This window comes from Amycolatopsis sacchari (genome assembly GCF_900114035.1).
Lineage (GTDB): Bacteria > Actinomycetota > Actinomycetes > Mycobacteriales > Pseudonocardiaceae > Amycolatopsis_E > Amycolatopsis_E sacchari.
Genome location: NZ_FORP01000008.1, coordinates 60349 through 84979, shown reverse-complemented (window position 1 = coordinate 84979; position 24631 = coordinate 60349). Strand labels below are relative to the sequence as shown.

General features: G+C 69.1%; 26 protein-coding genes. 8 read left to right on the top strand and 18 right to left on the bottom strand.

Annotation, left to right across the window (positions count from 1 at the left end; genetic code table 11):
- Nucleotides 1-425: 425 nt before the first annotated feature.
- The 5 genes from BMZ92_RS15900 to BMZ92_RS15880 all read right to left on the bottom strand — a co-directional run bounded on the left by BMZ92_RS15900 (nt 426) and on the right by BMZ92_RS15880 (nt 3454).
- On the bottom strand, nt 426-779 hold the full coding sequence (locus BMZ92_RS15900) for a hypothetical protein (protein ID WP_143249863.1): 354 nt from the start codon (nt 777-779) through the stop codon (nt 426-428).
- A gap of 3 nt (nt 780-782) precedes the next feature.
- Nucleotides 783-1082 carry a winged helix-turn-helix domain-containing protein gene (locus BMZ92_RS15895; RefSeq protein ID WP_091508402.1) on the bottom strand — a complete coding sequence of 100 codons (300 nt, stop codon included), beginning with the start codon at nt 1080-1082 and terminating at the stop codon, nt 783-785.
- 11 nt (nt 1083-1093) lie between these two features.
- Nucleotides 1094-1540: a hypothetical protein gene (locus BMZ92_RS15890; protein WP_091508031.1), complete on the bottom strand. Its 447-nt coding sequence runs from the start codon at nt 1538-1540 to the stop codon at nt 1094-1096.
- Nucleotides 1541-1756: 216 nt separating this feature from the next.
- A complete protein-coding gene (locus tag BMZ92_RS15885) occupies nt 1757-2212 on the bottom strand; it encodes an NUDIX domain-containing protein (protein WP_218153470.1) in 456 nt (151 codons plus the stop codon).
- A gap of 24 nt (nt 2213-2236) precedes the next feature.
- Nucleotides 2237-3454: a helix-turn-helix domain-containing protein gene (locus BMZ92_RS15880; protein WP_091508400.1), complete on the bottom strand. Its 1218-nt coding sequence runs from the start codon at nt 3452-3454 to the stop codon at nt 2237-2239.
- An 846-nt stretch (nt 3455-4300) separates the two neighbouring features.
- Here BMZ92_RS15880 and BMZ92_RS15875 point away from each other — a divergent pair.
- Nucleotides 4301-4660, top strand: a complete 360-nt coding sequence (locus BMZ92_RS15875) for a hypothetical protein (RefSeq protein WP_091508026.1) — start codon at nt 4301-4303, stop codon at nt 4658-4660.
- A 931-nt stretch (nt 4661-5591) separates the two neighbouring features.
- On the opposite strand, the gene BMZ92_RS15870 is transcribed toward BMZ92_RS15875, so the two are convergent.
- Entirely contained in the window at nt 5592-6038 is a 447-nt protein-coding gene (locus BMZ92_RS15870) for a hypothetical protein (protein WP_091508024.1), read from the bottom strand.
- Nucleotides 6039-6212: 174 nt separating this feature from the next.
- Nucleotides 6213-6410: a hypothetical protein gene (locus tag BMZ92_RS15865; protein ID WP_091508022.1), complete on the bottom strand. Its 198-nt coding sequence runs from the start codon at nt 6408-6410 to the stop codon at nt 6213-6215.
- Between the two features lie 14 nt (nt 6411-6424).
- Here BMZ92_RS15865 and BMZ92_RS15860 point away from each other — a divergent pair, with 14 nt between their 5' ends.
- Nucleotides 6425-6691, top strand: a complete 267-nt coding sequence (locus BMZ92_RS15860; RefSeq protein WP_091508020.1) for a hypothetical protein — start codon at nt 6425-6427, stop codon at nt 6689-6691.
- On the opposite strand, the gene BMZ92_RS15855 is transcribed toward BMZ92_RS15860, so the two are convergent.
- The 11 genes from BMZ92_RS15855 to rhaI all read right to left on the bottom strand — a co-directional run bounded on the left by BMZ92_RS15855 (nt 6692) and on the right by rhaI (nt 17249).
- On the bottom strand, nt 6692-6910 hold the full coding sequence (locus BMZ92_RS15855; RefSeq protein WP_091508017.1) for a hypothetical protein: 219 nt from the start codon (nt 6908-6910) through the stop codon (nt 6692-6694).
- Nucleotides 6911-6938: 28 nt separating this feature from the next.
- Nucleotides 6939-7580, bottom strand: a complete 642-nt coding sequence (locus BMZ92_RS15850) for a class I SAM-dependent DNA methyltransferase (protein WP_091508015.1) — start codon at nt 7578-7580, stop codon at nt 6939-6941.
- Entirely contained in the window at nt 7577-7891 is a 315-nt protein-coding gene (locus BMZ92_RS15845) for a hypothetical protein (RefSeq protein WP_091508012.1), read from the bottom strand. The genes BMZ92_RS15850 and BMZ92_RS15845 overlap by 4 nt, the downstream gene beginning before the upstream one ends.
- 147 nt (nt 7892-8038) lie before the next feature.
- Nucleotides 8039-9865, bottom strand: coding sequence for a glutamine--fructose-6-phosphate transaminase (isomerizing) (gene glmS, locus BMZ92_RS15840; protein WP_091508010.1), 1827 nt, complete (start codon nt 9863-9865; stop codon nt 8039-8041).
- 12 nt (nt 9866-9877) lie between these two features.
- Nucleotides 9878-10135 carry a hypothetical protein gene (locus BMZ92_RS15835; protein WP_091508007.1) on the bottom strand — a complete coding sequence of 86 codons (258 nt, stop codon included), beginning with the start codon at nt 10133-10135 and terminating at the stop codon, nt 9878-9880.
- Nucleotides 10136-10204: 69 nt separating this feature from the next.
- A complete protein-coding gene (gene dusB, locus BMZ92_RS15830) occupies nt 10205-11350 on the bottom strand; it encodes a tRNA dihydrouridine synthase DusB (RefSeq protein WP_091508005.1) in 1146 nt (381 codons plus the stop codon).
- A gap of 28 nt (nt 11351-11378) precedes the next feature.
- Complete coding sequence (locus BMZ92_RS15825) at nt 11379-11774, bottom strand: hypothetical protein (RefSeq protein WP_091508002.1); 396 nt, start codon at nt 11772-11774, stop codon at nt 11379-11381.
- Between the two features lie 90 nt (nt 11775-11864).
- Entirely contained in the window at nt 11865-12701 is an 837-nt protein-coding gene (locus BMZ92_RS15820; RefSeq protein ID WP_091507999.1) for a fumarylacetoacetate hydrolase family protein, read from the bottom strand.
- Between the two features lie 32 nt (nt 12702-12733).
- Nucleotides 12734-14029 (bottom strand): rhamnulokinase, encoded by a 1296-nt coding sequence (locus BMZ92_RS15815; protein ID WP_245783092.1) that lies wholly within the window; start codon nt 14027-14029, stop codon nt 12734-12736.
- A gap of 44 nt (nt 14030-14073) precedes the next feature.
- Nucleotides 14074-16095, bottom strand: coding sequence for a bifunctional aldolase/short-chain dehydrogenase (locus BMZ92_RS15810; RefSeq protein ID WP_091507995.1), 2022 nt, complete (start codon nt 16093-16095; stop codon nt 14074-14076).
- On the bottom strand, nt 16083-17249 hold the full coding sequence (rhaI, locus tag BMZ92_RS15805; RefSeq protein ID WP_091507992.1) for an L-rhamnose isomerase: 1167 nt from the start codon (nt 17247-17249) through the stop codon (nt 16083-16085). The genes BMZ92_RS15810 and rhaI overlap by 13 nt, the downstream gene beginning before the upstream one ends.
- 94 nt (nt 17250-17343) lie before the next feature.
- On the opposite strand from rhaI, the gene BMZ92_RS15800 reads away from it, so the two are divergent.
- The 6 genes from BMZ92_RS15800 (at nt 17344) to BMZ92_RS15775 (ending at nt 24617) form a co-directional block, all read left to right on the top strand.
- Nucleotides 17344-18339: a LacI family DNA-binding transcriptional regulator gene (locus BMZ92_RS15800; protein ID WP_091507991.1), complete on the top strand. Its 996-nt coding sequence runs from the start codon at nt 17344-17346 to the stop codon at nt 18337-18339.
- Between the two features lie 5 nt (nt 18340-18344).
- Nucleotides 18345-18809: a DUF6328 family protein gene (locus tag BMZ92_RS15795; protein ID WP_091507988.1), complete on the top strand. Its 465-nt coding sequence runs from the start codon at nt 18345-18347 to the stop codon at nt 18807-18809.
- 76 nt (nt 18810-18885) lie between these two features.
- Nucleotides 18886-20820 (top strand): class I SAM-dependent methyltransferase, encoded by a 1935-nt coding sequence (locus BMZ92_RS15790; RefSeq protein ID WP_091507986.1) that lies wholly within the window; start codon nt 18886-18888, stop codon nt 20818-20820.
- A gap of 168 nt (nt 20821-20988) precedes the next feature.
- Nucleotides 20989-23091, top strand: a complete 2103-nt coding sequence (locus BMZ92_RS15785; protein WP_091507983.1) for a tetratricopeptide repeat protein — start codon at nt 20989-20991, stop codon at nt 23089-23091.
- Nucleotides 23092-23169: 78 nt separating this feature from the next.
- Nucleotides 23170-23868 (top strand): type III secretion system chaperone family protein, encoded by a 699-nt coding sequence (locus tag BMZ92_RS15780; protein ID WP_091507982.1) that lies wholly within the window; start codon nt 23170-23172, stop codon nt 23866-23868.
- Nucleotides 23865-24617, top strand: a complete 753-nt coding sequence (locus tag BMZ92_RS15775) for an SDR family NAD(P)-dependent oxidoreductase (protein WP_091507979.1) — start codon at nt 23865-23867, stop codon at nt 24615-24617. The genes BMZ92_RS15780 and BMZ92_RS15775 overlap by 4 nt, the downstream gene beginning before the upstream one ends.
- Nucleotides 24618-24631 lie beyond the last annotated feature (14 nt).

The window sequence follows — 24631 nt, the reverse complement described above, 5'->3', positions numbered from 1 at the left end:
ATCACCGCCCTGGGCCGGAATCGGCAGTGGAAGACGGCCCGCGCAGGCGGCACATTCCGTGTCGCCCGGGGCCAGCCGAGTGAATTTCTTGCATGCGGCGCACCGCTGCGGGACGCGGTCCGTTGACACACGGCGGTGCGCATCGTCTATCGTTCCCACTTGTCTACTCCCATGAGGGTGAACAGCGCAGAAGCGGAAACAGGTTGGTAGCCAGGGATTCCGCTTCTGCGCCTAATAACTTCGTGCAGTTCTGTTCTACGAATGCGCACAGCGAGCGCACACGCGCGGCCGGTTCGCCAATACGAAACCTTCCCGGCCGCACCGAGTGCAGCGGCGCCACGTGAACGCACGCCGCCGCTTCCGCATCCGCCGCAACTCGGCGCGCGGGCTAGACCAGCAGACGCGCCAACGACGAGCCATCCCCCTCACCCCGCTCGTCCCGACGAAGCCCGTGTCACGTCGAGGCCGAGGTTTTCGAGATAGCCGCTCAGATCTCGGAGATACGAATTGTTGATCTGTTCAGCCATCCGTACATGGAAAGCCGCGTTGGCGACGCACCGACGGAGGTCTTCCAGACTGGTCTCGCTCATCTCGGCCTCGTCGCCGATATCACCCTTTCCGATCTCCTCCACATCGATGTGCGTCACCGCCAGGGCAACCACAGCGTCATCAAGCGACTGCGCCAGTTTGGCCGCCCGGTCACGGAGCTTCGTGTAGTACTCCGCCGTATCGCTCATTGTCAGCTTGCCTTTCTCGCGTCCTGGTACCAATGGCGCCATCGATCAGACACCGTCCTTTGTGGTCTGACGGGGAGCCACATAGGTGCCCTTCGACCGCAGCGTGATCACCAGACCGCGAAAACGCAGCAGACGCGTTGCGTGCCGCACACTGCCCAGCGACACGCCATATTCCTGTGCGAGGTCTCGTTCACTGGGCAACGCCTCTGTCGGCGCCAGCTCACCCGACTCGATCCGGGCTGCCAGATCCTCGGCCACCCACTCATAGACGTAACCCGGCGCGCCGCCCCGCTGCCCCTTCACCGGCTCCACCGAAGGGCGGGCACCCACTTCACGCGTCATCATCACCGGATCCCTCACGCCGCCTTGGCCGACTGCTCACCCGACGGCTTCGCCGACCGACCGCCACCAGCCGTCTTGAACCCGGTCGCGCGGAAAACGTAGGACTGGTACTTGAACTCCCCGTTGCCCGCCACGCGCGGTTCCGCCGTCAGCCCCTCCAGCTCGATCGGGCGCATCCCCGGCAGCACCTCGGTCGTCGTCGGGACCGGCTGTACGTCGGCAAGGAACGTGATCTCGAACGAGGCCCGCTTCGCGTTGGGCTCCGACGGATCGGTCACCGCGACCTTCCACTGCCGCTTCCCCGTCAGCTCATCCACCCGCTGACGAGCCGGACGCCCCACCGACCGGTCCTCACGAGACTGATACTCGTTGTCCGGCGACACCTCGCCCACCATCACCAAACCCTGCGGAAACGCCTCATCAAAATCGATCGGGAACCTGTGCCCCTTAGAAATAGCCATGTCTATAACCCCTCGGTTGTGCCTTGCTTCGACAGAAAGGCCACGCCAGGTGGGGCGAGCATCATGCGGAGGGATCGCATCGACGGCCGCCCAACCCCCTGTCGGTCCTTGCTGCTCCCTCGTCCGGTCGGACGCGGTACAACCCAGGAGACACCCGAACAGCAAGAAGACCCCGGAAGAAATTTCCGGGGTCTTCGAGTTGATGAGCCGAACAGGTCAGGGACTGACTACCGGCTCCCCGTTCTCCAGGTACGCGCTACCGCTGGTCAGAGCCGACCGGAGACGGCGTGCCAGCCGGTCGATCGTGTACTGCGGCAGCTCATCGACGGCGACGTAACGCGCTTCGTCGATCTCTCCGTCGACGAAGCGGAACGTCACATCGTCGGGCAGCTCGGGTCCTGCGAATAGAAACAGGAGCTTGTCACCTTCGGAGTCGGACGGCGCCCAGTCCACAGCCACCAGTTCGCCCACGGGGACCGAGAGGCCGAGTTCTTCGCGGACTTCACGCACTGCCGCCTGATGGGGTGACTCGCCTGGTTCGATGTAGCCGCCGGGGATGTCCCAGTAGTCCTTGTACGTGGTGTGCACCATCAGGACCCGCGCTTGCCTGTCGGTGAAGAGGACGCCCGCTGCGGTCCGCGGTGTGGCCATCGGAGGTTCCGTGCTGCTCACGGCCACAGCGTACGGCACCGGCAGCTACGCCACGTTGAGCCGCTGCGCGAGCCCAGCAAGCTGTTCGTTCTGTGGCCCGTGGCTCCGACGTATCCAAGTCAGCACCAGGTCCCGGCTCAACGAGTGGTGCCGAACCTGCTCGGGAGCGAGCTGCTCCGCATCGAGAACCAGCCGCAGAGCCTCGTCACGCTGGTTCCTGGCGCTGTGCGCCCGCGCCACCTCCAGGCGGTGCCTTACCTGCCGCTCAGTGGGCAACGGACTCGGGTCCACCCGCGGGCCGAGATCCAGCGCAAGCGGCACGTTGCCGAGTTCCATCGCAGTGGACACACGATGGATAGCGACGTTGGTCGGTCCGAACGCAGTCCACAAGAGGTTGTCGTCCCGTCCGAGTCTTCTAGCGGCCACGTCAGCCTGTGCGAGGAAGTCGTTCGTCGTCGCAGCATCATCTGCTCTGGCAGCGGCGATGGCGCCGGTCAGGTACATCGTGCCGTAGACGGAGGTGAAGGCCCGGCTGGATGTCGAATCGAGCGTTCCGACGGTCGATGGCGCATTGTCGATCAGATCGACCGCGTCCGAGTAGCGACCAGCGGACAGCAAGGCATGTGACACAGACCGAGTCAGCGAGGTGAGAACCACGGGCTCGTCTGCCTGCTCAGCCAGGTCATAGCCACGCTGCGCCGCGACGCAGGCCAAGTCAGCTTCACCGATCTTCGTCAACACGCCCGTGCTTGCCTGGTAGGTCAAGGCAAGAAGCCGCTGGCACCGCCGCTTCTCGTCCCCGTCGTACTGGTCGACGGCATAGGCAAGATCCTCGATCAGACCGGGGAGGGCGCCCGTCATGTACCCGAATCGCGCAGACTGGTAGGCGTCCCAAACCGCCGTGACCCGCTCCAGCAGTGCCTCTGGTGGGTGAAGGTCGCGTACCTTCTTGCGAGCAGGAACGAGCTGACGATAGGTCAGCAGCGTGGCCCGCAATGACGGCGTGGTCCTCTGGCCGGTATCAGGACCCCAGTCAACGAACGACGGTTCCGCCAGGAGATCGTTCAGCGTGACGTCAAGCTCTTGGGCGACCGCGGCGATGACGGACAACCGGTCGAGCTGAATCCGATTGTTCTCAACCTTGTTCAGCCAGTCCTCGGAGCGGCCGACGAGCTCAGCCAACACGCGCTGCGAGAGCCCACGCCGACGCCGGTACCAGGAGATTCGCTCTCCGATGGTCAGCCGTACCGTCTCACCTCGCATGACCACAAGGATAGCAGCGGCGTACCGCGCTGGTCAGCTGTTCGGCCCATCGTGCGAGTAAAAAGTCTTACTCCGCCAAATCCCTTTGGTGTCGATAAAGCGCGAGACTCGCTGGCAAATTTTATTTGCCGAAGATATTAACTAAGCCAGTTACTATCGCTGCCACTATGGGGGCAGCCACGCTGGCACTGCCGCGACACTTTTGATTCGTGACTCGCCTCGTGTACCCTTTTCCACGTCGATATCAACTTTATTAAGATCCCGTTCGAGTACCCTAGAGCAACAAATTAGCAACTTTCGGACCGACATCTTGTCGGGCGTAAATTTCCGATGATCGGCTAACACTAACGATGCAATTTTCTTCGGGTAAGAATTCTCGATTGTGCTGCCGAACTTGCCTCTATGGGATCAAGGCGCGCCGCCAGCGGCGGCGCGCGGTCCGCCCCGTCACCTTGGCGGCCGTACCCGACTTGGGCGACGCGACCCATCCGGGCCTGCCGCTCCGCTCCGGCCCGGCGTGCCGCGCGGCAAGGCCACCGGAGGTGGCAGGCAGCACGCCGCCGCTGGCAGCGCGCCGACCAGACACGCGACAAGCAGCGATACCGCGTGGCAGAGGCGCGTCACGAGGTACCCCTTCCTCCGCGATCGTCTTACGCCGGGCCGCCCGCATCAAGGGCGGCTACGCCGTCGCTGCGCGATGAGCTGCGCTCACCCTTGACGCAGCCGACCCGGCGCAAAGCTGCGGCAAGGACGAAGGGGACGGGGAGGTGTGGCCGGGACGGTGCGATGCAACATTTTCCCGTGTTGTCGCGACTTGCTTAGAAACACCTTCTCAAAGGAGACCCCATGACGGCACCGTTGGAGATGCGCCTCTATGGGATGATGCAGCGTCTACTTGTTGCTGTTGCCCACGCAGAAGATCTTGAGCAGGTCTCACCACGAGGAGTGGTCGGCACGCAGGACGCGCTCGACGCCGTGATTCAGATTGCCGCAGCCATCGATGAGCTTGCCCAAGGCGGACAGATGTCAGCCGAGCGAGCCGCCTGGGTCGTCGCCTTGCTAATGGTGATACGTGATTACATCGAACCACTACCGCAGGGGCTCGGGTTGGACGGCGAAGATCATCTGACGCCCGATCTGGATCAGATGGTTCAGTCCTTGCGTACCGCGAGGAGAAATGCCGGGAACGGCAGCGCGGGCCATTAGTGGGCCATTAGGGGCGGTCAACCACGGTCAACAGTGGCACCCCGAGGACACATCGCACCGCAGGTCAGAGCCGCTTTCCCTCTATGATCCACTTGATTCCCAAGCTGAGAACGCGGGTTCGATTCCCGTCATCCGCTCTTGCGGCGAAGGCCCAGGTCAGAAGGTGTCTACTTCGGACCTGGGCCTTCGTCGTCCTCGGTCGTGGGCCATCAGGGCGCGCCACTGGGTCGCGCTCCTACGACGTCCGGCCAGCGATGGTCGATGTCGGGGCATCGCCGGTACCACCAAGCCAGACCGAGGGGCGCGAGCGGATACGGCAGGGTGCGCTTCGCATATTCACGGTCCAGCGGGTCGATGAGGCGTCTCAAGCGGTCGGCGGCGAACGCAGGTAGGTGCCGCATGACCTCGTCCAGCTCCGATCGGCAGTACGGCATCCCACAGCAGTCGGAATGGTCGGTCCCCGGCCGGCCGTGTCGAGCGGCCTCGCGCCAGTCGTCGAGCATCCGAACTGTCCAGCCCGGCGAAGGCTCAACCCGTGCGATGCAATCGCGCACCGCTGGAGACAGCCCCCGGATCTGCGACGGCCGGTAACGGCGTGGGCGGCTGGGGGCGCGGCTCGTACCGCGCCTGCGGACCTACGCGGCATCGTCCTTTCGGAAGATCGTCATGTGCCCATCTTGGCACTCCTCGGACCTGCGGCACCTCCTCAGCAGGAGCCTGTGCGGGGCAGCCCGCAGCAATTGCCCCGGTCAACCAGGGTCAACAGGGGTAGCCCGCGCGGATCAAGAACCGCAGGTCAGACCCGTTTTCCTGCGCTCCGGCTACGGTTCCCAAGCTGAGAACGCGGGTTCGATTCCCGTCATCCGCTCTTCGCAGGTCAGAAGGGGCGCCGCCCGGGGTTCGGGAGGCGCCCCTTCTGCTGTGTGGGGCGTCAGAGGTGTTGCATGACCTGGCGGACTCGATGGCCCAGTGCATCGCCGATCGTTGCCAGTTCGTCGTCGGTGAGCCAGCTGCGGCCGGGATTCCGGGCGGCGATGTCGATGCAGCCGAAGGCGCATGGCCAGTCGAAGCGGAGGGTGTCCAGCGAGGTGTCGGCGCCGCAGCACGGGAGGCGCACGGCCAGGTCGTCGAAGCCGTCGTCGTAGTCGTCCGGCATGAGGTCTGCCCACCGTTCGAGATTTGCGCCGCAGTGGGGGCATTCGACTCGTTCGAGGTTCGAGCCGCTGTGGATGAAGGCGGCCGCTCGGTGAAATTCGACGGTCACCACACTGTCCGCAGCGACGAGCCGGGCGACGACCGCCGCGGCGCGATCGGCGACGTCAGCGCTGGGTCGCCAGAACGGATCGGTGGGGACGACGTGAAGCAGGTTTTCGCTCATTCGCTTCGGTCCGGTCTGTTCACGCCTACTAGCATGGCGAGATCCTGCCGATAGGCTCAGTCGAACGTCAACGCCGCCGGGAACCGTTGAGAACTCGTGTACGGGTCGGGCAGCGTGCGGCGCAAAGCCGAGGCTCTCAAAAACATCACTCGCCCGGAATCTGTGGATCCGCCATCAGCACCACGCGGTCCGTGGAAGCGCCGTGATGACCTCGCCCACTCGGTACTCCCAGCTCCACCCGCTGGTCCGCACGAGGTCGAACACTGCCTGCCAATCCCGGCGGGACGCGCCCTCCACCCACACGTCCGGGAGGCTGCCCATCAAATCGGCGTCGAAGAAGTTCTTCGCTTCTTCCCACCGCAAATCCGGCATGGAACCATCGAAGCATGGCGTTCCGCGAGCTGATCGACGACCTGCTGGCCATCCTGCGGGCCGGCGAGCACGACGTCAGCTGGACCCGGTACCGCTCCACGGCCGAAGTGGTCAGCGAGCTGGAGCAGTTGCGTGAGCGCATCGACGAGGACGAGGCGCGTGAACGCCTGAAGCTCCTCTGCCTGCCGACCGGCGCGCTCGAGGAAATCGCCGTTTCCAATGGTTGGGCCCCGGCCTGGGTCCACCTCGTCAACGGCAAGTACCGGGCCGACTTCGCCTGATCACTCCGGCGGATCGCCCGGGGACGGGGCCGGGGCGCGCCGTTCCGCCTGGACCTCGATCTCGAAGCGCGCCCGGTGGGCCTCCGGATAACCCCAGACCTCCTCGAACGGGCCCATCAAGCCCGCGCCCACGCCCGTGCGGCGGACCCGCCACGCCAGCCACGGCAGACCGCCGAGGATCACGGCGAAGAATGCCGCCGTCACGAGGAAAACGGTCATGGCCCCGAGGGTACGCACCGAGGCGGGTTCAGTGCTCCCTCTGGCTCAGCAGGTACGCCTGCGGGGTCTTCTCGAAACCTTCCGGCTTCCGCAGCAACCGAGCCGTTTCCTCGAAACCGGCCGCCGACAACAACTCCGCGGTGCGGTCCGGCGACAGGCGGTACGCGTCCAGCGAAACGTCGTGGTTGTAGGCGTGCTCGATGTGGTGGCGGTGATCGTCACCGGCCTGGAAGGCGAGCAGCAGGTACCCACCGGGCTTGAGCACCCTCGCGAACTCGGCGAAGACCTCCGGCAGGCGCCCCGGCGGCGTGTGGATGATCGAGTACCACGCCACGAGCCCGTCGAGACTCGCGTCCGGGAGGTCGAGCGCGAGCATCGTGCCCACCTCGAACCGCAGGCCGGGATACCTCTGCCGCGCGACTTCGACCATCCGCGGGGACAGGTCGACGCCGAACACGTCGAGCCCCAGCGACGCCAGGTGCGCGGCGATGCGCCCCGGACCGCACCCGATCTCGGCGACGCGTCCTTCCGGTACGAGCTCGGCGAAAGCGCCGAGCATCGCGCGGTCGAAGGTGCTGTCGGCGAGGAGGTCGCGCAGCACCTCGGCGTAGTCGACGGCGACGGTGTCGTACGCGGCGCGGGTCTCGGTCACGAAGGCGGGCTCGGTCACGGCGAGGACCGTAGCGTGGTCGCACTGGGCCGGACGCAGCGTTGGGCGTCGATGTCCCACGTACCGCCGCTGTCGAGGCAGTTCGTGTACTCCAGCTGACCTTCCACCCACTGCTTGTGGCCCGCGCACACCGAGTACAGCTTCTCGTCACCGTCGCGGCACTGGTAGCCGTACTGTGGCGCCGGCCGGGTGGACCTCCTCGGCGTGGACGTCTTCTGCTTGCTGCTACTCGGCTTCGGCTTGCTCGTGGTCGCTGAAGCGGACGAGGGCGACGGCGTGGGTTCGCCGGTCGTGGCGACGGTCGTCGTCACCGCCGGCGGAGGAGCGGTCGGGGCTGACGGAACCACCTGTGTACAGCCGGCAAGCCCGCCCAGCATCACTGCCGCGACAACGATCCTCATGCGCATCACCGGCTCCAAGCTCCCCTCGCCAGAGGGTCGCCCGGAGCCGGTCGGTCGTTACTCCACCGTCACGCTCTTCGCCAGGTTCCTCGGCTTGTCGATGTCCCTGCCGAGGTGGTGCGCCAGGTGGTAGGCGAACACCTGCAGCGGGATCGTGAACAGGATCGGGTCCAGTTCCGGCTCACCGCGCGGCACGCGGATCACCGAATCCGCCAGGCCCTCGGGCAGCGATGCGTTCGTCACCGCGATCACCGGGCCGCCGCGGGCCTTGATCTGCTCGATCGTGCCGATGTTCTTCGTCAGCAACTCGTCGTCCGGGACGATGACCACCGACGGCATCGCCGGCTCGATCAGCGCCAGCGGGCCGTGCTTCAGCTCGCCCGCCTGGTACGCCTCGGCGTGCACGTACGAGATCTCCTTCAGCTTCTGCGCGCCCTCCCGCGCCACCGGCCAGCCCCGCACCCGGCCGATGAAGAACATCCGCTCCGCACCGCTGTGTTCCTTGGCCACAGCCGAAATCTCGTCCTCCGCCGCCAGCACCTCCGTGATCAACGACGGCAGCGCGTCCAGCCCGGCAACGATCCTCGAACCGTCCGAAACGGACAGATCGCGGATCCGCGCGAGTGCCAGCGCCAGCATCGCGAAGCAGACGCCCATGTTCGTGTACGCCTTGGTCGACGCGACCGAGACCTCCGGGCCCGCGTGCAGGAACACGCCCTTGCCGCACTCCCTGGCGATCGCGCTGCCGACCGTGTTGACCATGCCGATCACCTGGCCGCCCTTGCGCCGCAGCTCCTGCACCGCCGCCAGCGTGTCCGCCGTTTCACCGGACTGGCTGATCGCCACGTACAGCGTGTCGTCCTCGACGACGGGGTTGCGGTACCGCAGTTCCGACGCCGGCTCGGCGTCCGCGGGCAGCCGCGCCCACTCCTCCACCAGGTTCGCGCCCAGCTGCCCCGCGTAGTACGCCGAACCGCAGCCGAAGAACTTCACCCGCCGGATTCCGCGCAGCGCACGGGGATCCTGGTTGATGCCACCCAGCCGCGCCGTGCCGAACCGCTCGTCGAGCCTGCCCAGCAGCGCCCGCCGCACCGACTCCGGCTGCTCCCAGATCTCCTTGTGCATGAAGTTCGCGTAGTTGCCGAGCTGGTAGTCCTCGTCGTCGAGGTCCACCGTCATCGGCGTCTTCGCCGTGCGGTGCGCCTGCAGCGTGCTGGTCACGAAATCGTCCGGCGTGAGCGTCGCCAGCTCGCCGTCGTCGAGGTACACGACGCGCTGCGTGTACCGCACCAGCGCCGCCACGTCCGAGGCGACGAACATCTCCCCGTCGCCGATGCCCAGCACGATCGGGCTGCCGTTGCGCGCCACCACGAGCTGGCCCGGGTTCTGCGCGTCCAGCACGACGATCCCGTACGCCCCGTTGACCTCCCGCAACGTCGCGCGCACGGCGTCTTCGAGAGACTCCGCGCCGTCCGCCAGCGCCGCCGCGATCAGGTGCGCCAGCGCCTCGGTGTCGGTCTCCGACGTGAACTCCACGCCCTGCTCGGTCAGCCGGTCCCGCAGCCGCCCCGCGTTCTCGATGATCCCGTTGTGCACCACGGCGATCCGCTTCGCGCCGTCCACGTGCGGGTGCGCGTTGGCGTCCGTGGGCTCACCGTGCGTGGCCCACCGCGTGTGCGCGATGCCGACCGTCGCCGGCTGCTGCTCCTCGACCAGCTCACGCAGCTCGTCCACGCGCACCGCGGCCTTCGTGATCTTCAGGCGGTTCCTGGCCGCGACCGCGAGGCCCGCTGAGTCGTACCCGCGGTACTCCAGCCGGTGCAGGCCCTCCAGGAGGACCGGTGTCGCCGCCCGCGCCCCGACGTACCCCACGATTCCGCACATACTCCGCCTTCCTCACCCGTAGACGATGCGCCGCAGCTGGCGCTCGGTCAGCTCGCCGGCCCCCACGGGCCGCTGCGCGAGCTCCTCCGAGATGACCTGCCAGATCTCCGCGTTCTTACGCCCGCGCCGCTGCAACTCCGCGTGCCGCCGGCGCACGAACTCCTCCGTCGTCTCGCTGAAGTACGCGACGACGTCGGCGATCACGCGCTCGGCGACCGGTACGGGCAGCCCCGTGGAGCCCGCGACGTGGTGCACCAGCTGCTGGTCCATGCTTCGACATTCCCAGCGGCGGCGGTAGGGGGCAAGTTTTCTGCCCGATATCGGGCAGAACTCACGGGGTTAGCCCCCGGAGTGCATGTCCTCGGTCTCGGGGACCAGGTCGTCGTCCGGGTCGTCGAGCCAGCCGTGCGGCAGCGTCACCTTGCCGGGGGAGCCCTGGCGGCCACGCGGGCCGAGCGCGTCGGCGGGGAACGGGGCCTCGGGGTCGAGCTGGCCGATGAGGTCGTCCAGCTCGGTCAGCGAGGAGACCATCGCGAACCGGCGGCGCAGCTCGGAGCCGACGGGGAAGCCCATGAAGTACCAGGCCATGTGTTTGCGCAGGTCACGCATGGCCTTGTCGTGCCCGTCGTGCTGGACGAGCAGCTCCGCGTGCCGGCGCAGGACGCGCGCGACCTCACCGAGGTTCGGGCCCTGCGGGATCTCGCGGCCCGCGAACGCGGCCTCCAGCTCACCGAACAGCCACGGCCGCCCGAGGCAGCCGCGCCCGACGACGACGCCGTCGCAGCCGGTCTGCTCGACCATGCGCAGCGCGTCGTCCGCGGTGAAGATGTCGCCGTTGCCCAGCACCGGGATGCTGGTCACGGCCTCCTTCAGCCGGGCGATCGCGCTCCAGTCGGCCTTGCCCGAGTACCGCTGCGCGGCCGTGCGGGCGTGCAGGGACACCGCGGCGGCGCCCTCCGCCTCGGCGATGCGGCCCGCGTCGAGGAACGTGTGGTGGTCGTCGTCGATGCCGATGCGGAACTTGACCGTGAACGGCACCCCCGCCGACTCCGCGGCCTTCACCGACTCGGCGACGATCCGGCCGAACAGGCGCCGCTTGAACGGCAGCGCCGCGCCGCCACCCTTGCGGGTGACCTTCGCGACGGGGCAGCCGAAGTTCGAGTCGATGTGGTCGGCCAGCCCCTCCCCGACGATGATCCGGACGGCCTCGGCCATCGTCTTCGGGTCCACCCCGTACAACTGCATCGACCTGGGCTTTTCGTTCGCCGCGAAGGTCATCATGTGCATCGTGCCGGGGTGCCGCTCGACGACGGCGCGGGCGGTGATCATCTCGCACACGTAGATGCCGGCGCCGTACTCGGCGCACAGCTGCCGGAACGCCACGTTCGTGATCCCGGCCATCGGCGCGAGCACGACCGGCGGATCGACCTCGCAGGGGCCGATCTTCAGTGCGGGCTTCGTCAGGGTCTGGGTCACGGGCTCCATTGTCCCCCGTGATCCCGGGCACCCGCAGTTAGGCCTGCTCGACCGCGGGGATCTCGGCCGCCCGGCGGGAGCGGGGCCGCGGCGCCGAGACCGTCCAGAGGACCTTGCCGTCGGGGGAGGTGCCGCCGACGCACGTCAGCCGGCGGCACACGACCCGCCCGCTGTGGCCCGCGGTGCCGAGTTCGATCGTCAGGTACGGGATGCGCACGGTCGGGCTCTTGAGGACGACGTCCTCGGCCCTGCCGACCACCAGGCCGGTGAAGGACAGCTGGTCGAAGTGCAGGGACAGGACGGACTCGAAGAGCAGCTCGACCGGTTCGTCGGGGTTGTCGTCCGCGCGGAGGGTGAGCTCCGAGTGCTCGACGTCGTAACGCCACACGCGGAAGGCCCTGGACGAGCTGAACAACGGCTCCGGCTGGTTCATGGCCCCAGTATCGGGGCTCACCCCGCCTCGCGCGGCTCGATCATCACCCGGACTGCGGACGCGGCGGCCGGCGGCCGGGCCATTCGACCGTCACCGGAAGACCTGGCGCTGCCGGCCGAGGCCGTCGATCTCCAGCTCCACCACGTCGCCCGGGCGCAGGTACGGGAACTTGCCCGACAGCGCCACGCCCTCCGGCGTACCGGTGTTCACCACGTCGCCCGGGTCGAGGACCAGGTACTGCGACAGGTCGAAGACCAGCTGCGCCACCGTGAAGATCATGTCCGCCGTCGTCGAGTCCTGGCGGGGCTCGCCGTTGACCCACGACCGCAGGCCCAGCTTCTGCGGGTCCTCGACGTCCGTGGCCAGCCACGGGCCCAGCGGGTTGAACGTCTCCGCGGACTTGCCCTTCGACCACTGCCCGCCGGACTGCTCGATCTGCAGCGAGCGCTCCGACACGTCGTTGCCGATCGTGTAGCCCGCGACGCACGCGAGCGCCTCCTCCGGCGACGACAGGTACCGCGCCTGCCTGCCGATCACCACCGCCAGCTCCACCTCCCAGTCAACCTTCGCGGCGCCGGGCGGGATGAGCACGTCGTCGTTCGGGCCGACGACCGTGTTCGGGTGCTTGAAGAAGATGATCGGCCGCTCCGGCGGCGTCGACCCGGACTCGGCGGCGTGCGCGGCGTAGTTCTGCCCGATGCACACCACCGCGCCCGGTTTCGCCACCGGCGCGCCGATCCGCTGCCCCTCGACGTCCACAGTAGACAGTGAACCGGCGGCGAGTGCGTCGGCGACGCGGGCGAGCCCACCGTCGGCGAGGAAGTCCCCCGTCACGTCGGCGGTGAGCCCGCCCAGGTCGAACACCGCGCCCTCGTGCCGCACCGCCGGCCGTTCGCTGCCGAACTCGCCCAGCCGCATCAGTTCCACGTGTTGCCTCCTCGATCTTGAGGAGGCCCACGTTAGCCCGGCCGGTACTCCCGCAGCGGTTGCGTCCTGGCCAGCAGCTCCCGCATGTCCCCGAGCCCGCCGCCGAAGGCGCCGGCCGCCCGCGCCTGCACCAGGACGTTGCCTAGCGCCGTCGCCTCGACCGGGCCCGCGACGACCGGCAGCCCGCACGCGTTCGCCGTCAACCGGCACAGCAGCTCGTTGCGCGCCCCGCCGCCGACGATGTGCACGCAGTCCACCCGCCTGCCGGACAGGCGGACCGCGTCGTCGATCGCCTTCCGGTACGCCTCCGCGAGGCTGTCCAGCACACACCGCGTGAACTCCGCTGGCGTCTCCGGCACGGGCTGCCCGGTTGCCGCGCACACCGCGGCGATCCGCGACGGCATGTCGCCGGGCGGCAGGAACCGCGGGTCGTCGACGTCCACCACCGACCGCCGCGGCAGTTTCGCAGCCGCCGCGAGCAGCGGTGACAGGCTCTCGACCTCCCATTCCCGCAGGCATTCCTGCAACAACCACAGCCCGCTCACGTTGCGCAGGTACCGGACCTTGCCGTCGACACCCAGCTCGTTGGTGAAGTTCGCGGCCCGGCTTTCCTCCGTCAGCACCGGTTCGTCCAGTTCCAGCCCGACCAGCGACCACGTGCCCGACGAGATGTACGCGAAGTTCGGGCTCGTCGCCGGTACGGCCGCCACCGCGGACGCCGTGTCGTGCGAGCCCACGGCGTACACCGGTGTCCCGTCGTACATCCCCGCGAAGTCACCGGGACCGCGCAGCGGCGGGAACAGTCCCGTGTCGAGCCCCAGCCGCTTCGCCACCTCCGCCGACCACTGCCCGGTGCGCGGGTCGAGCAGTCCCGTCGTGGACGCGTTCGTCAGCTCCGTGCCCGCGACCCCGGTCAGCCAGTACGACAGCAGGTCCGGCACCAGCAGCACGTGCTCGGCCCAGCGCAGCCGCGAGTCGGCGGCCAGCTGGAACACCGTGTTGAACGGCAGGAACTGGATCCCGGTCTCCGCGTACAGCTGCTCGCGCGGGACCTTCGCCAGCACGTCGTCCAGCACCGCCTCGGTGCGCCCGTCGCGGTAGTGCACGGGATTGCCCAGCAGCTCACCTTCGTCGTCGAGGACGCCGTAGTCGACCGCCCACGAGTCGATGCCGATCGCCGCCACCGGCCCCGCCGCACGCAGACCCGTCAGCACTTCCCGGTACAGCGCCAGCATGTCCCAGTACAGGCGGTTTCCGGCGCGCACGGGCTGGTTCGGGAACCGGTGGACCTCGGTGAGGTCGAGCCCGCGGGACAGGTCGCCGACCATCACCCGCCCGCTGGACGCACCGAGGTCCACCGCAGCGAACGCGGTCACCGCAGGAACGCCGCGGCCACCCCGGCGTCCACCGGCACGTGCAGGCCGGTGGTGTGGGACAGCTCGCCGCCGGTCAGCGCGAACACCGCGTTCGCCACGTGCTCGGGCAGCACCTCGCGTTTGAGGAGCGTTCGCTTCGCGTAGAACGCGCCCAGTTCCTCCTCCGGCACGCCGTAGACCGCGGCGCGCTGCGCACCCCAGCCGCCCGCGAAGATGCCGGAACCCTGCACGACGCCGTCGGGGTTGACGCCGTTGACGCGAATGCCGTGCTCGCCGAGTTCTGCCGCGAGCAGCCGGACCTGGTGCGCCTGGTCGGCTTTCGCCGCGCCGTACGCGATGTTGTTCGGGCCCGCGAAGACGCCGTTCTTGCTCGCGATGTACACGATGTCCCCGCCGATGCCCTGCGCGATCATCAACCGCGCCGCCTCCCGCGACACCAGGAACGAGCCGCGTGCCATCACGTCGTGCTGCAGCTCCCAGTCGCGGACCGAGGTTTCCAGCAGTGGCTTGGAGATCGAGAGCCCCGCGTTGTTCACCACGAGGTCCAGACCACCGAACGCGAGTGCCGCGGCGCGGACCGCGGCGGCGATCTGCTCCTCGTCGGTCACGTCGGCGACCACCGACACCGCCTTGTCCGGACCGCCCAGTTCCCCGGCGAGTTCGCTCGCGTCCTGGAGGTCCGCGACCACCACGCACGCCCCCTCGGCGACGAGCCGCCGCGCGATGGCCTTGCCGATGCCGGAACCACCACCGGTCACGAGCGCCACGCGCGTCGCGAGCGGTTTCGGTTTCGGCCTGCGCTGGAGCTTGGCCTCTTCGAGCGACCAGTACTCGATGCGGAACTTCTCGCTCTCGTCGATCGGCGCGTAGCTGGACACCGCTTCCGCGCCCCGCATCACGTTGATCGCGTTGACGTAGAACTCACCCGCCACGCGTGCGGTCTGCGCGTCCGCGCCGAAGGAGAACATGCCGACACCCGGCACGAGCACGATCGCCGGGTCCGCGCCCCGCATCGGCGGTGAGTCCACTGTGGAATGACGCTCGTAGTACGCGCGGTACTCCTCGCGGTATTCGGCGTGCAGTTCCCGCACCCGCTCGATGACGGCGTCGAGCGGCGCGGTCGGCGGCAGGTCGACGACGAGCGGGCGGACCTTGGTGCGCAGGAAGTGGTCCGGGCACGACGTGCCGAGCGCGGCGAGACGCGGGTGTTCCTTGCGGGACAGGAAGTCCAGCACCACGTCGCTGTCGGTGAAGTGCCCGATCTGCCGCCGGTCGGTCGAGGCGAGCCCCCGCAGCACCGGCGCCAGCACCGCCGCACGCGCCCGGCGTTCGGCCTCCGGGAGCGGTTCGTGCACGACGGGACCGAACGGCTCCGGACGGCCGTGTTCGGCCAGGAACCGTTCCGCGGTGCGGATGATCTCCAGCGAGTGCGCCTCCGCCTCGTCGGAGGTGTCACCCCACGCCGTGATGCCGTGCCCGCCGAGGATGCAGCCGATCGCCCTCGGGTTCTCGGCCTTGATGGCCGCGATGTCCAGTCCCAGCTGGAAACCCGGCCGCCGCCACGGCACCCACACCACGCGGTCGCCGAAGCACTGCTCGGTGAGCTTCTGCCCGTCCGCCGCGGTCGCCAGCGCGATGCCGGAATCCGGGTGCAGGTGGTCGACGTGCGCGGCGTCCACCAGCCCGTGCATCGCGGTGTCGATGGACGGCGCGGCACCGCCACGCCCGTGCAGGCAGTAGTCGAACGCGGCGACCATCTCGTCCTCGCGCTCGACACCGGGGTAGACGTCCACGAGCGCGCGCAGCCGGTCCAGCCTCAGCACGGCGAGCCCGGCTTCGGTCAGCGTGCCGAGGTCACCGCCGGATCCCTTGACCCACAACAACTCCACGGGCTGCCCGGTCACCGGGTCCAGCTCGCTGCCCTTGGCGGAGGTGTTGCCGCCGGCGTAGTTGGTGTTGCGCGGATCGGAGCCCAGCCGGTTGGCGCGGGCGATCAGCTCCTCGATCACGCGCCCCACCCCGCCTGCTCGCCGCCGACGCGCTCGGCGACGATGCGCTCCCCGTAGCCGGACCGCCGGTACGCGCCGAGCGGATCCGGGTCGAGCCCCTGTTCCGCGCGGAGTTCGGCGAGCAGCGGGCGGACGTCCGTGTGGTAGGCGTCCATCAGCACCTCGTTGGCGCCCAGCACGTCACCGGAGTCCTGCGCCTTCGCCAGCTCGTCCCGGTCCACCAGCAGCGCCTTCGCCGTCGCCTCCTGCACGTTGAGGACGGAGCGGATGATCGCGGGGATCTTCGCCTCGATGTTGTGGCACTGGTCGAGCATGAACGCGACCCCGGATTCGGGCTCGAACCCGCCGCCGCGCACCACCTCGTACATGATCCGGAACAGCCCGAACGGGTCCGCCGCGCCGGCCATCAGGTCGTCGTCGGCGTAGAAGCGCGAGTTGAAGTCGAACGCGCCGAGCTTCCCCTCACGCAGCAGGAAGGCGACGATGAACTCGATGTTCGTGCCGTGCGCGTGGTGCCCGGTGTCGACGCAGACCGTCGCCTTTTCGCCCAGCCGCACGCAGTGCGCGTAGGAGGTGCCCCAGTCCGGCACGTCCATCGTGTAGAACGCGGGCTCGAACAGCTTGTACTCCAGCACCATCCGCTGGTGCGCGCCGATCCGCTCGTACACCGCGGCGAGCGCTTCGGCGAGCCTGTCCTGGCGGGCGCGGATGTCGTCCTGGCCCGGGTAGTTCGTGCCGTCGGAGAACCACAGCTTCAGGTCGCGCGAGCCGGTCTCGTCCATGATGTCGACGCACTCGAGCAGGTGGGCAAGCGCTTTCCGGCGGATGCGCGGATCGGGGTTGGTGACGCTGCCCAGCTTGTAGTCGTCGTCCTGGAACACGTTGGAGTTGATCGTGCCCAGCCGCACGCCCGCCGCCTCGGCGTACTTGGCGAGCGCGGCGTAGTCGTCCACCCGGTCCCACGGGATGTGCAGCGCGACCGACGGCGCGATCCCGGTGACGGCGTGGACCTGTGCGGCGTCGTCGATCTTCTCCTCGGGGGTCCGCGGCACGCCCGGCTGGGCGAAGACCTTGAACCGGGTACCGGAGTTCCCGTAGGCCCACGAAGGGGTTTCGATCTGCTGGGTGCGCAGGCGGGATTTGACCGCGGAAGGCGTGACCATGGGGTCTCCTCGAAGGGGAGAGAACCGCCACTGTTAGGTCTGAAACGTTTCACGAGCATGATAAAGTGTGCCCGGTCGCGGAGCAAGGGGACACATGGTCGGCATCAAGGACGTGGCGAGGGAAGCCGGGGTTTCCATCGGCACCGTGTCCAATGTGGTCAACCGCCCGCACGTGGTCTCACCGGAGACGCGCACCCGCGTGCTTTCGGTGATCGAGCGGCTCGGGTACGTCCGCGACGAGTCGGCGCGGCAGCTGCGGGCCGGCCGCAGCCGGATCATGGCGCTGCTCGTGCTCGACCTCGGCAACCCGTTCTTCGTGGACCTCGCGCGCGGCGCGGAGGAGGCGGCGCACGACGAGGGCCTCAACGTGATCACGTGCAACAGTGGGCAGAGCCGCGACCTGGAGGCGTCGTACCTGTCGATGCTCGCTGAGCAGCGCGTCCGAGGTGTGCTGCTCAGCCCCGTGGACGGCACGGACGAGACCTTCCGCCGCCGCAACATCCCGTACGTGCTGGTCGACCGCAAGGTGCCGCCCGAGGAGGCCAGCTCGGTGTCGGTGGACGACGTGGCGGGCGGCGCGCTGGCCGCGGGGCACCTGCTCGAGTCGGGGCACCGGCGCATCGCGTTCGTCAACGGGCCGCCCGTGCTGGAGCAGTGCCGCGACCGCGAGCAGGGCGTGCGCTCGGCGCTGGAGGGGTCGGGCGCGAAGCTGTCGGTGCTGGAAACGAGCGCGCTCGACGTGGCGTCCGGCCGGGACGCCGGCGCGCGGCTGCTGGGGATGAGCCCGCGACCGACTGCGGTGTTCTGCGCCAACGACCTGCTGGCGCTGGGCGTGCTGCAGGCGATGGTCGCCGCCGGGGTGCGCGTGCCCGCGGAGATGGCGATCGTCGGCTACGACGACATCGAGTTCGCCGCGGCCGCCGCCGTACCGCTGACGTCGGTGCGCCAGCCCGCGAAGCGGCTCGGCCGCACGGCGGCGGAGTTGCTCATCGCCGAAACGCGCGGCGACGACGAGCCCGTGGAGCACCGGCAGGTGGTGTTCAAGCCCGAGCTCGTGGTCCGCGATTCGACGCGGCACCACGTACGCTGAGCGCCGTGACCAGCGGTGAAGACACCGGGGAGACCCCGAACCAACGGCTCAGCCGCAACGTCAGCGATCTGCTGAGCGAGCTGCGCGTGGCGCAGGCCGGGGTGCAGATCCTGTTCGGTTTCCTGCTGTCCGTGGTGTTCACGTCCCCGTTCCGGGAGGCCAGCGGCTTCGAGAAGTCCATGCACCTGGTGGCGGTGGTGCTCGCCGCGCTGGCGACGGCGCTGCTCGCGTCGCCGGCGGCGTGGCACCGGATCCTGTTCCGCGAGGGCCGCCGCGACGACATCCTGCGGGTGGGCAACAAGACGGTGCTGGCCGGTCTGGTGTGCCTGGCCGCGGCCGTCTCGGACGTGGTCGCCCTCATCGCGAAGGTCGTGTACGGGCCGGTCGCGATGGGCGTCGTCGGCGGGCTGGTCGCGATCGCGTTCTGCGTGCTGTGGTTCGTGGTCCCGGCGCTGATCCGGCGCCGCTGAGCTTCGTCGAAACGCCCTGGACGAGGGGCTCCGGCGGTTACACTGCTGATCCGCACCGTCACCCCGGGAGGTCTCGTTGACCCGGCTCGCCGCCTTCCTCGCCTGGTCCACCCAAGCCGGTTCCCCGGACGCCGTCGAGAAGGCGCTGTCCGTGATGAAGAGCAAACTGAACGAGCAGGGGTTCGACTACTACGACTGGAACGAGAACCAGAGCGTAAACAAGGACATCGGCGCGAAGGTCAGTGACGAGCTGCTCAAGTCGGACCTGGTGATCCTCGAAGGCAGCAAGCAGCGGCCGAACCTGGCGTACGAGGTGGGTTTCGCGCACGCGCTGCACCTGCCGCTGGTGGTCGTGAAACAAGCCGGTTCCGAGCGCCTGCCGGAGAACTTCGGCGAGCCGGACTACCTGTCGTACCCGTCGGACGTCACGGACGACGCGGGGTTCGAAACGTTCGAGACCCGCTTCGCCGACTGGCTGCGCAAGCTGACGCTCACCACGTTGTCGCCGGGGCAGCGGTCCGCGCGGCAGGGCCGCAACGCGCTGACCGAGCAGATCAACAAGTTCATCGACGGCTACCCCGAGGAGCACGCGAGCCTGCACCTGCTCGGCGGCTGGGCGGGTGCGCTCGCGCGTGAGCTGGACTCCGGTGGCGCGTCGCAGCTCGTGGTGGACGCCGACTACTACCTGCCGAGCTTTTCGAGCCTGCGCGAGTGGAACGGCGGCACGATCCGCGCGATCGCGGACCTCACGGACGAGACCGAGCAGTTCTGGACGCCGGACCACCCGGAGGAGATGACCGCGAACGTCAGCGAGCGCGTCTTCCTCATCGACTGGTCGTGGTTCTTCGAGAACGAGGACCGGCTCGCGCGGCAGATCGAGTTGTGGAAACGGCACCAGGCGAGGCACCGCGAAGGCCCGTACGAGATCTTCATCGCGGCCAAGGAGGAGCTGCGGGTCGGCGAGGTGCACCCGCTGGGGCCGACGGCCGTGGGGCACCACCTGCTGCTGCTCGAACCGGACCTGATCGGCGGCTACCGCCCCAACCCCGGCCGCGTCGACGGGCGGCAGCTGGTCATCGAACGCAACTCGCTGCGGTACGCCGGCGCGACCCAGTTCTACGACTCGATCAAGGCACGCGCGGTCCGGTTCGACCCGGCGATGAAGGTGGTGGACCTGCGGCGCGCGTGGGTGGCGCGCAACGGGATCGGCCGCTGGGACGAGGACTGGACGAGCGAGACCGAGTTCCGCTCACCCGACTACTTCGACTCCTACGAGCGGCACATCCGGTGCTGGATCCCGCGCTACGCCCAGCTGATCCGCGACTGCGCGGCGACCGTGTTCCGGGAGATCCTGCGCATCTACGCGGACAAGATGCGGGCGGTCGACGTGCTGGAGATCGGGTACGGCACGGGCAGGCTGACGAGCGAGATCGTGCCGTGGATCCGCAACATCAACCGGCCCTTCTACGACCTGGAGCACCACGGGCCCGTGCGGCTGTACCGCGGGGTCGACCGCGCCGAGCAGATGACCCGGTACGCGCGGGAGCTGCTGAAGCCGGAACAGCAGACGGGCCTGGACATGCGGCTCGTGCGCGGCACGGCGTGGGAGGACGTCGACGGCCGGTACGACGTCGTGTTCGGTTCGCTGGTGATGCACTTCCTCGTCGGCCCCGACCCGACCGACGAGAGGCTGGACGAGTTCTTCGCCAACTGCAACGAACACACGACGGAGGACGGCACCCTCGTGTTCGCGGACGTGTTCGGCGTGAACGGCGACCGCAAGGGCGCGTCGGCCATGGAGAAGTGGCGCGAGTGGATGATCCGCTACGGCCTGGCCGAAAAAGAGGTCGACGGCTACATGGCGGGCAACACGGACATGACGAGCGCGGCGCCGGTTTCGTTGCTGCGCAAGGCCGCGGAGGCGCACGGCTTCCGCACGCGCGTGAAGGTCGTCGGCGCCCCGACGCTCCCCTTCCGGATCGTCGTGTTCGAGAAGGAACGAGCGAACTGACGGTCGTCACGCAAGTACGGGCCGCACCCGGAGTTGTGCAATTTGAAAGCGCTTTCTTGCTTGTGAGCGCACCAAACCGCGCACTGGCGCACCCCGCCGCGTCCTGTGTAGGGTGGACCACCCGGCGAAACTGATGTTTCGTTACTGCGAGGTGGAGGCGAGGAACCGGTGTCCCGCAAGCGAACCAACTCCTACTCCCGGCGGTCGCTCAGGCGGCGGATCACGCAGCGGCTCAGGCGGTTGTTCAACCGCGGGCCGTTGCTCCCCCCGGTCCACCTGCGCTGGCCGGAGCAGCTGCCCCGGGTCCACGAGCCGGTGGTCGGCCTCAGGCGGCACCTGGACCAGTTGGACGTGCTCTGCTCACCGACGTCGTTCACCCGCGTCGTCCCCGTGGTCGGCGGCCCGGGGACGGGCAAGACGACACTCGTGTCGTACTGGGCGGCCACGGTCAACCGCGAGTACTCGAGGCAGGTCATCCGGCTCGACCTCAGCGGCGGGCAACAGCTGGAGGAACTGCTCAAGCAGGGCCTGTCGCAGCTCGGCGTCCCGCAGGCGACGCTCGCGAGCGTGCCACCCGCCGAACTGCCCCAGTTCTTCCGGACGGAGAGCGCGGGCAGGCACCTGGTCGTGATCATCGAGAACGCGGAGTCCCTGGAGCAGGTGGTGAAGCTGCTGCCCGGCCACGGCAACGACGTCGTGGTCACCAGCGCCGCACCGCTGCCCAACCTCCCGTTCCAGTGCTGCCGGCCGATCGAACTCACGCCGCTGTCCCGCGGTGACGCCAAAGACCTGCTCACCCGGCTCACCGGTCAGGACCGGCTCGCGTCCGAGCGCGCCGCCGCCGACGCCCTCGTGCGCTGGTTCGCCGGGCACCCGCTCGCCCTGCAGATCGCCGGCCGGTTGCTGGCGGCCCATCCGGAACTGACCATCGCGGACTTGGTGGACAGCCTGCGGCGACCGGACGACGCTCAGGCGACGAGCGAGCAGAAGCTCGCCCAGCTGCTCGACCTGTGCTGCGACCGCCTCGGCCCCCACGCCCGGAAAACGTTCACGCTGCTGGGCGCCTGGCCAGGCGCACCGCTGTCCGTCGAAGCACTGGAGGCCTTCGCAGGGCACTCCGAGGGTTTCGGGCCCGCGGTCATCCAGAAGCTCAAGGACTGCCTCCTCATCACCGTGGACGACGACGGTTTCGTGCACCAGCACGCGACGATCCGCGCCCACTCGGAGGCCAGGGCCGAGCACGAGGAGCCGGAGGAACTCGCCGCCGCCTGGAGCCGGTTGCTCCGGTGGACCATCGCCTCCGCCGGGGCGGCCGGGGACCTGCTGGCGCCCGGCTGGGCCGGGAGCGGCATCGAGGTGGACACCACGGACATCCGCCCGCTCACCTTCGCCCCTGATCGTCCCCGGCAGGCTCTCGCCTGGCTGAAGCGTCAGCTGCCGCACGCCCTCACCCTGATGCGGACGCTCGGCGGGACCCGGCGCGGGGCCTGGAAGCTGGCGGTGCAGTTCCTGCCCCAGCTGTTCCTCGACCGTCCTCAGCGGGAGTGCCTTGACCTGGCCCTCCTCGGCGTGAAGGACGCGAACACGGCGCGGGATCCGTTGGGGAGAGCCCGGTGCGAGCACATCCTGGCGTGGGTCCAGTACGCGCTGGGGGACGGCGAGGAGACCGTCGCCGATCTGGAGCGCGCCCTCCAGCGGCACGCCAGCATCCACGACGACCGGGGTCACGCCTGGACGCTGTACACGTACGGCGAGGTGCTCTCGGCGAAAGGTGCCATCGATGAGGCACACGCGTGCTTCAACGACGCCCTCGGTCATTTCCGCGTCAAGGGCTCCGACTTCGGCGTGGCGATCGTGCTGTCGGCGAAGGCACCCCTCCTCGGCCGGTCCGGGCGCACCGACGAAGCGTGGCAGGCCGCGGAAGAAGCCGTGGCGATCGCCGAGCGATCGGGCAACGTCCCACTACTCGGGCTGACCCACCACCAGCTCGGGGTCCTGTGCGGCAGGCAGGGGAACCTGACCGGGGCGGTGCGCCACTTCGGGTACGCGCTGGAGGTGCGCCGGTCGATGGGTGAGCGGTGGGGGTTGGCGGAGACGCTCCTCCAGCTCGGCAAGACCCTCGGTACGCTCGGGGTGGACTACGAACGCGCCCGCGCCGCGCTGCGGGAGTCGGTCGCCGTCTTCTCGGACCTCCACCACCGGCGGGCCTTCGACGCGATGCGCGCCCTGGCCCGCCTCGACGACCTGTTCCACGACGGGGAGGGCCGGTGACCAAGGCACACTCAATCGGGTCAGGGCGACACGGGCTGGTGGGCTTGGCTGGGCGCCTCGTGGCGATACCCTGAGCCCGTGGGTATTCCAGCGTGGGTCTGGTTCGTCATCGCCGCCATCGCACTGGTGGTCGGGCTCGTGCTGCTCGCCGCCGACCGGACGCGCGAGGGCTCCCGTAACCGGGAGCGCATGCGCTGGGCCGACCTGCGCGGGTGGCAGTTTGTCGAGGAGGACGAGCGGCTCGCCCAGCAGTGGTCGGGCGGCGCGATCGGCTACTTCGGCGCCGAGGCCGCCGTCAACGTCGTCGCCGGGTCGACCTTCACCTCCGACGGGCGGCGCCCGGTGTTCGTCTTCGACATCGAGGCCGACGGGCAGATCCCGGCCGTCGTGGTGGCCGTGCGCTGCAACCGCGTGCACCCCGCGCTCGTCGAGCTGTGGCTCGCCAGCGTGCCGTTCCAGCGCGCCGACATGCCCGAGCTGCTCGGCCCCGTCGGCCAGCGCTACGCCTTCGCCAACGAGCCCGAGGCCGCCCGCCGCGTGATCACGCAGGAGCTGGTCGACGCCGCGGACGCGCTCGGCGGTGACGTCGGCGTGGCGTGGCTGGAGAACGAGTGGGTGCTCGCGAGCGTCGCCCCGCAGGCCGGGCCCTCGCGGCTCGAGCGGCTGCTGCGTGACCTCGGTGAGATCGCCGACATCGTCGACCCTTTCGATGAGGAAGCCGTCGCCGGCAGGCACTGGCAGCCGGAAACTCCCGGCACCACGCCGGGCCAGGCGTGACCGTCGCGCTCGTCACCGGCGCTAGCTCCGGCCTCGGTGCCGCCTTCGCCCGCAGGCTCGCCGCCGAGGGCACCGACCTCGTGCTCGTCGCCCGCACCGAAGCCCGGCTGCGGGAACTCGCCACCGAACTCACCGGGCGGCACGGCGTCACCGCCGCCGTGCTGCCCGCCGACCTCGCCACTGTGGACGGCCGCGCCGCCGTCGAGGACCGGCTCACCGCCGACCCGGTGGACCTGCTGATCAACAACGCCGGCACCGGCCTCGGCGGGGACTTCTGGACCACACCACCCGAGGACCTGCAGCGCCAGCTCGACCTCAACGTGACCGCCGTGCAACGCCTCACCCGCGCCGCACTGCCCGGGATGATCGAACGCGGCTCCGGCGACATCGTGAACGTCTCCAGCGTCGCCGGGTTCTTCCCCGGCACCACCTACAGCGCGAGCAAGAACTGGGTCACCGCCTTCACCGAGGGCCTCGCGGCCGTCCTGCCGCGCGGCGTGCGCATGATGGCGCTCTGCCCCGGGTTCATGCACACCGAGTTCCACGAACGCGCCGGGATCGAGAAGACCGGCCCGCGCTGGGCGTGGCTCGAAGCCGACCGCGTCGCCGCCGAAGGGCTCGCGGACCTGCGGCGCGGCAAGGTGATCTCCGTCCCGGCCCCGCAGTACAAGGCCGTCGTCGCCGGCGGACGGCTCGTGCCCCGTGCCCTGATCCGGCGCATCAGCGGACTGGTCGCCCGCCGCATCTGAGCGCGTGTGCGAGA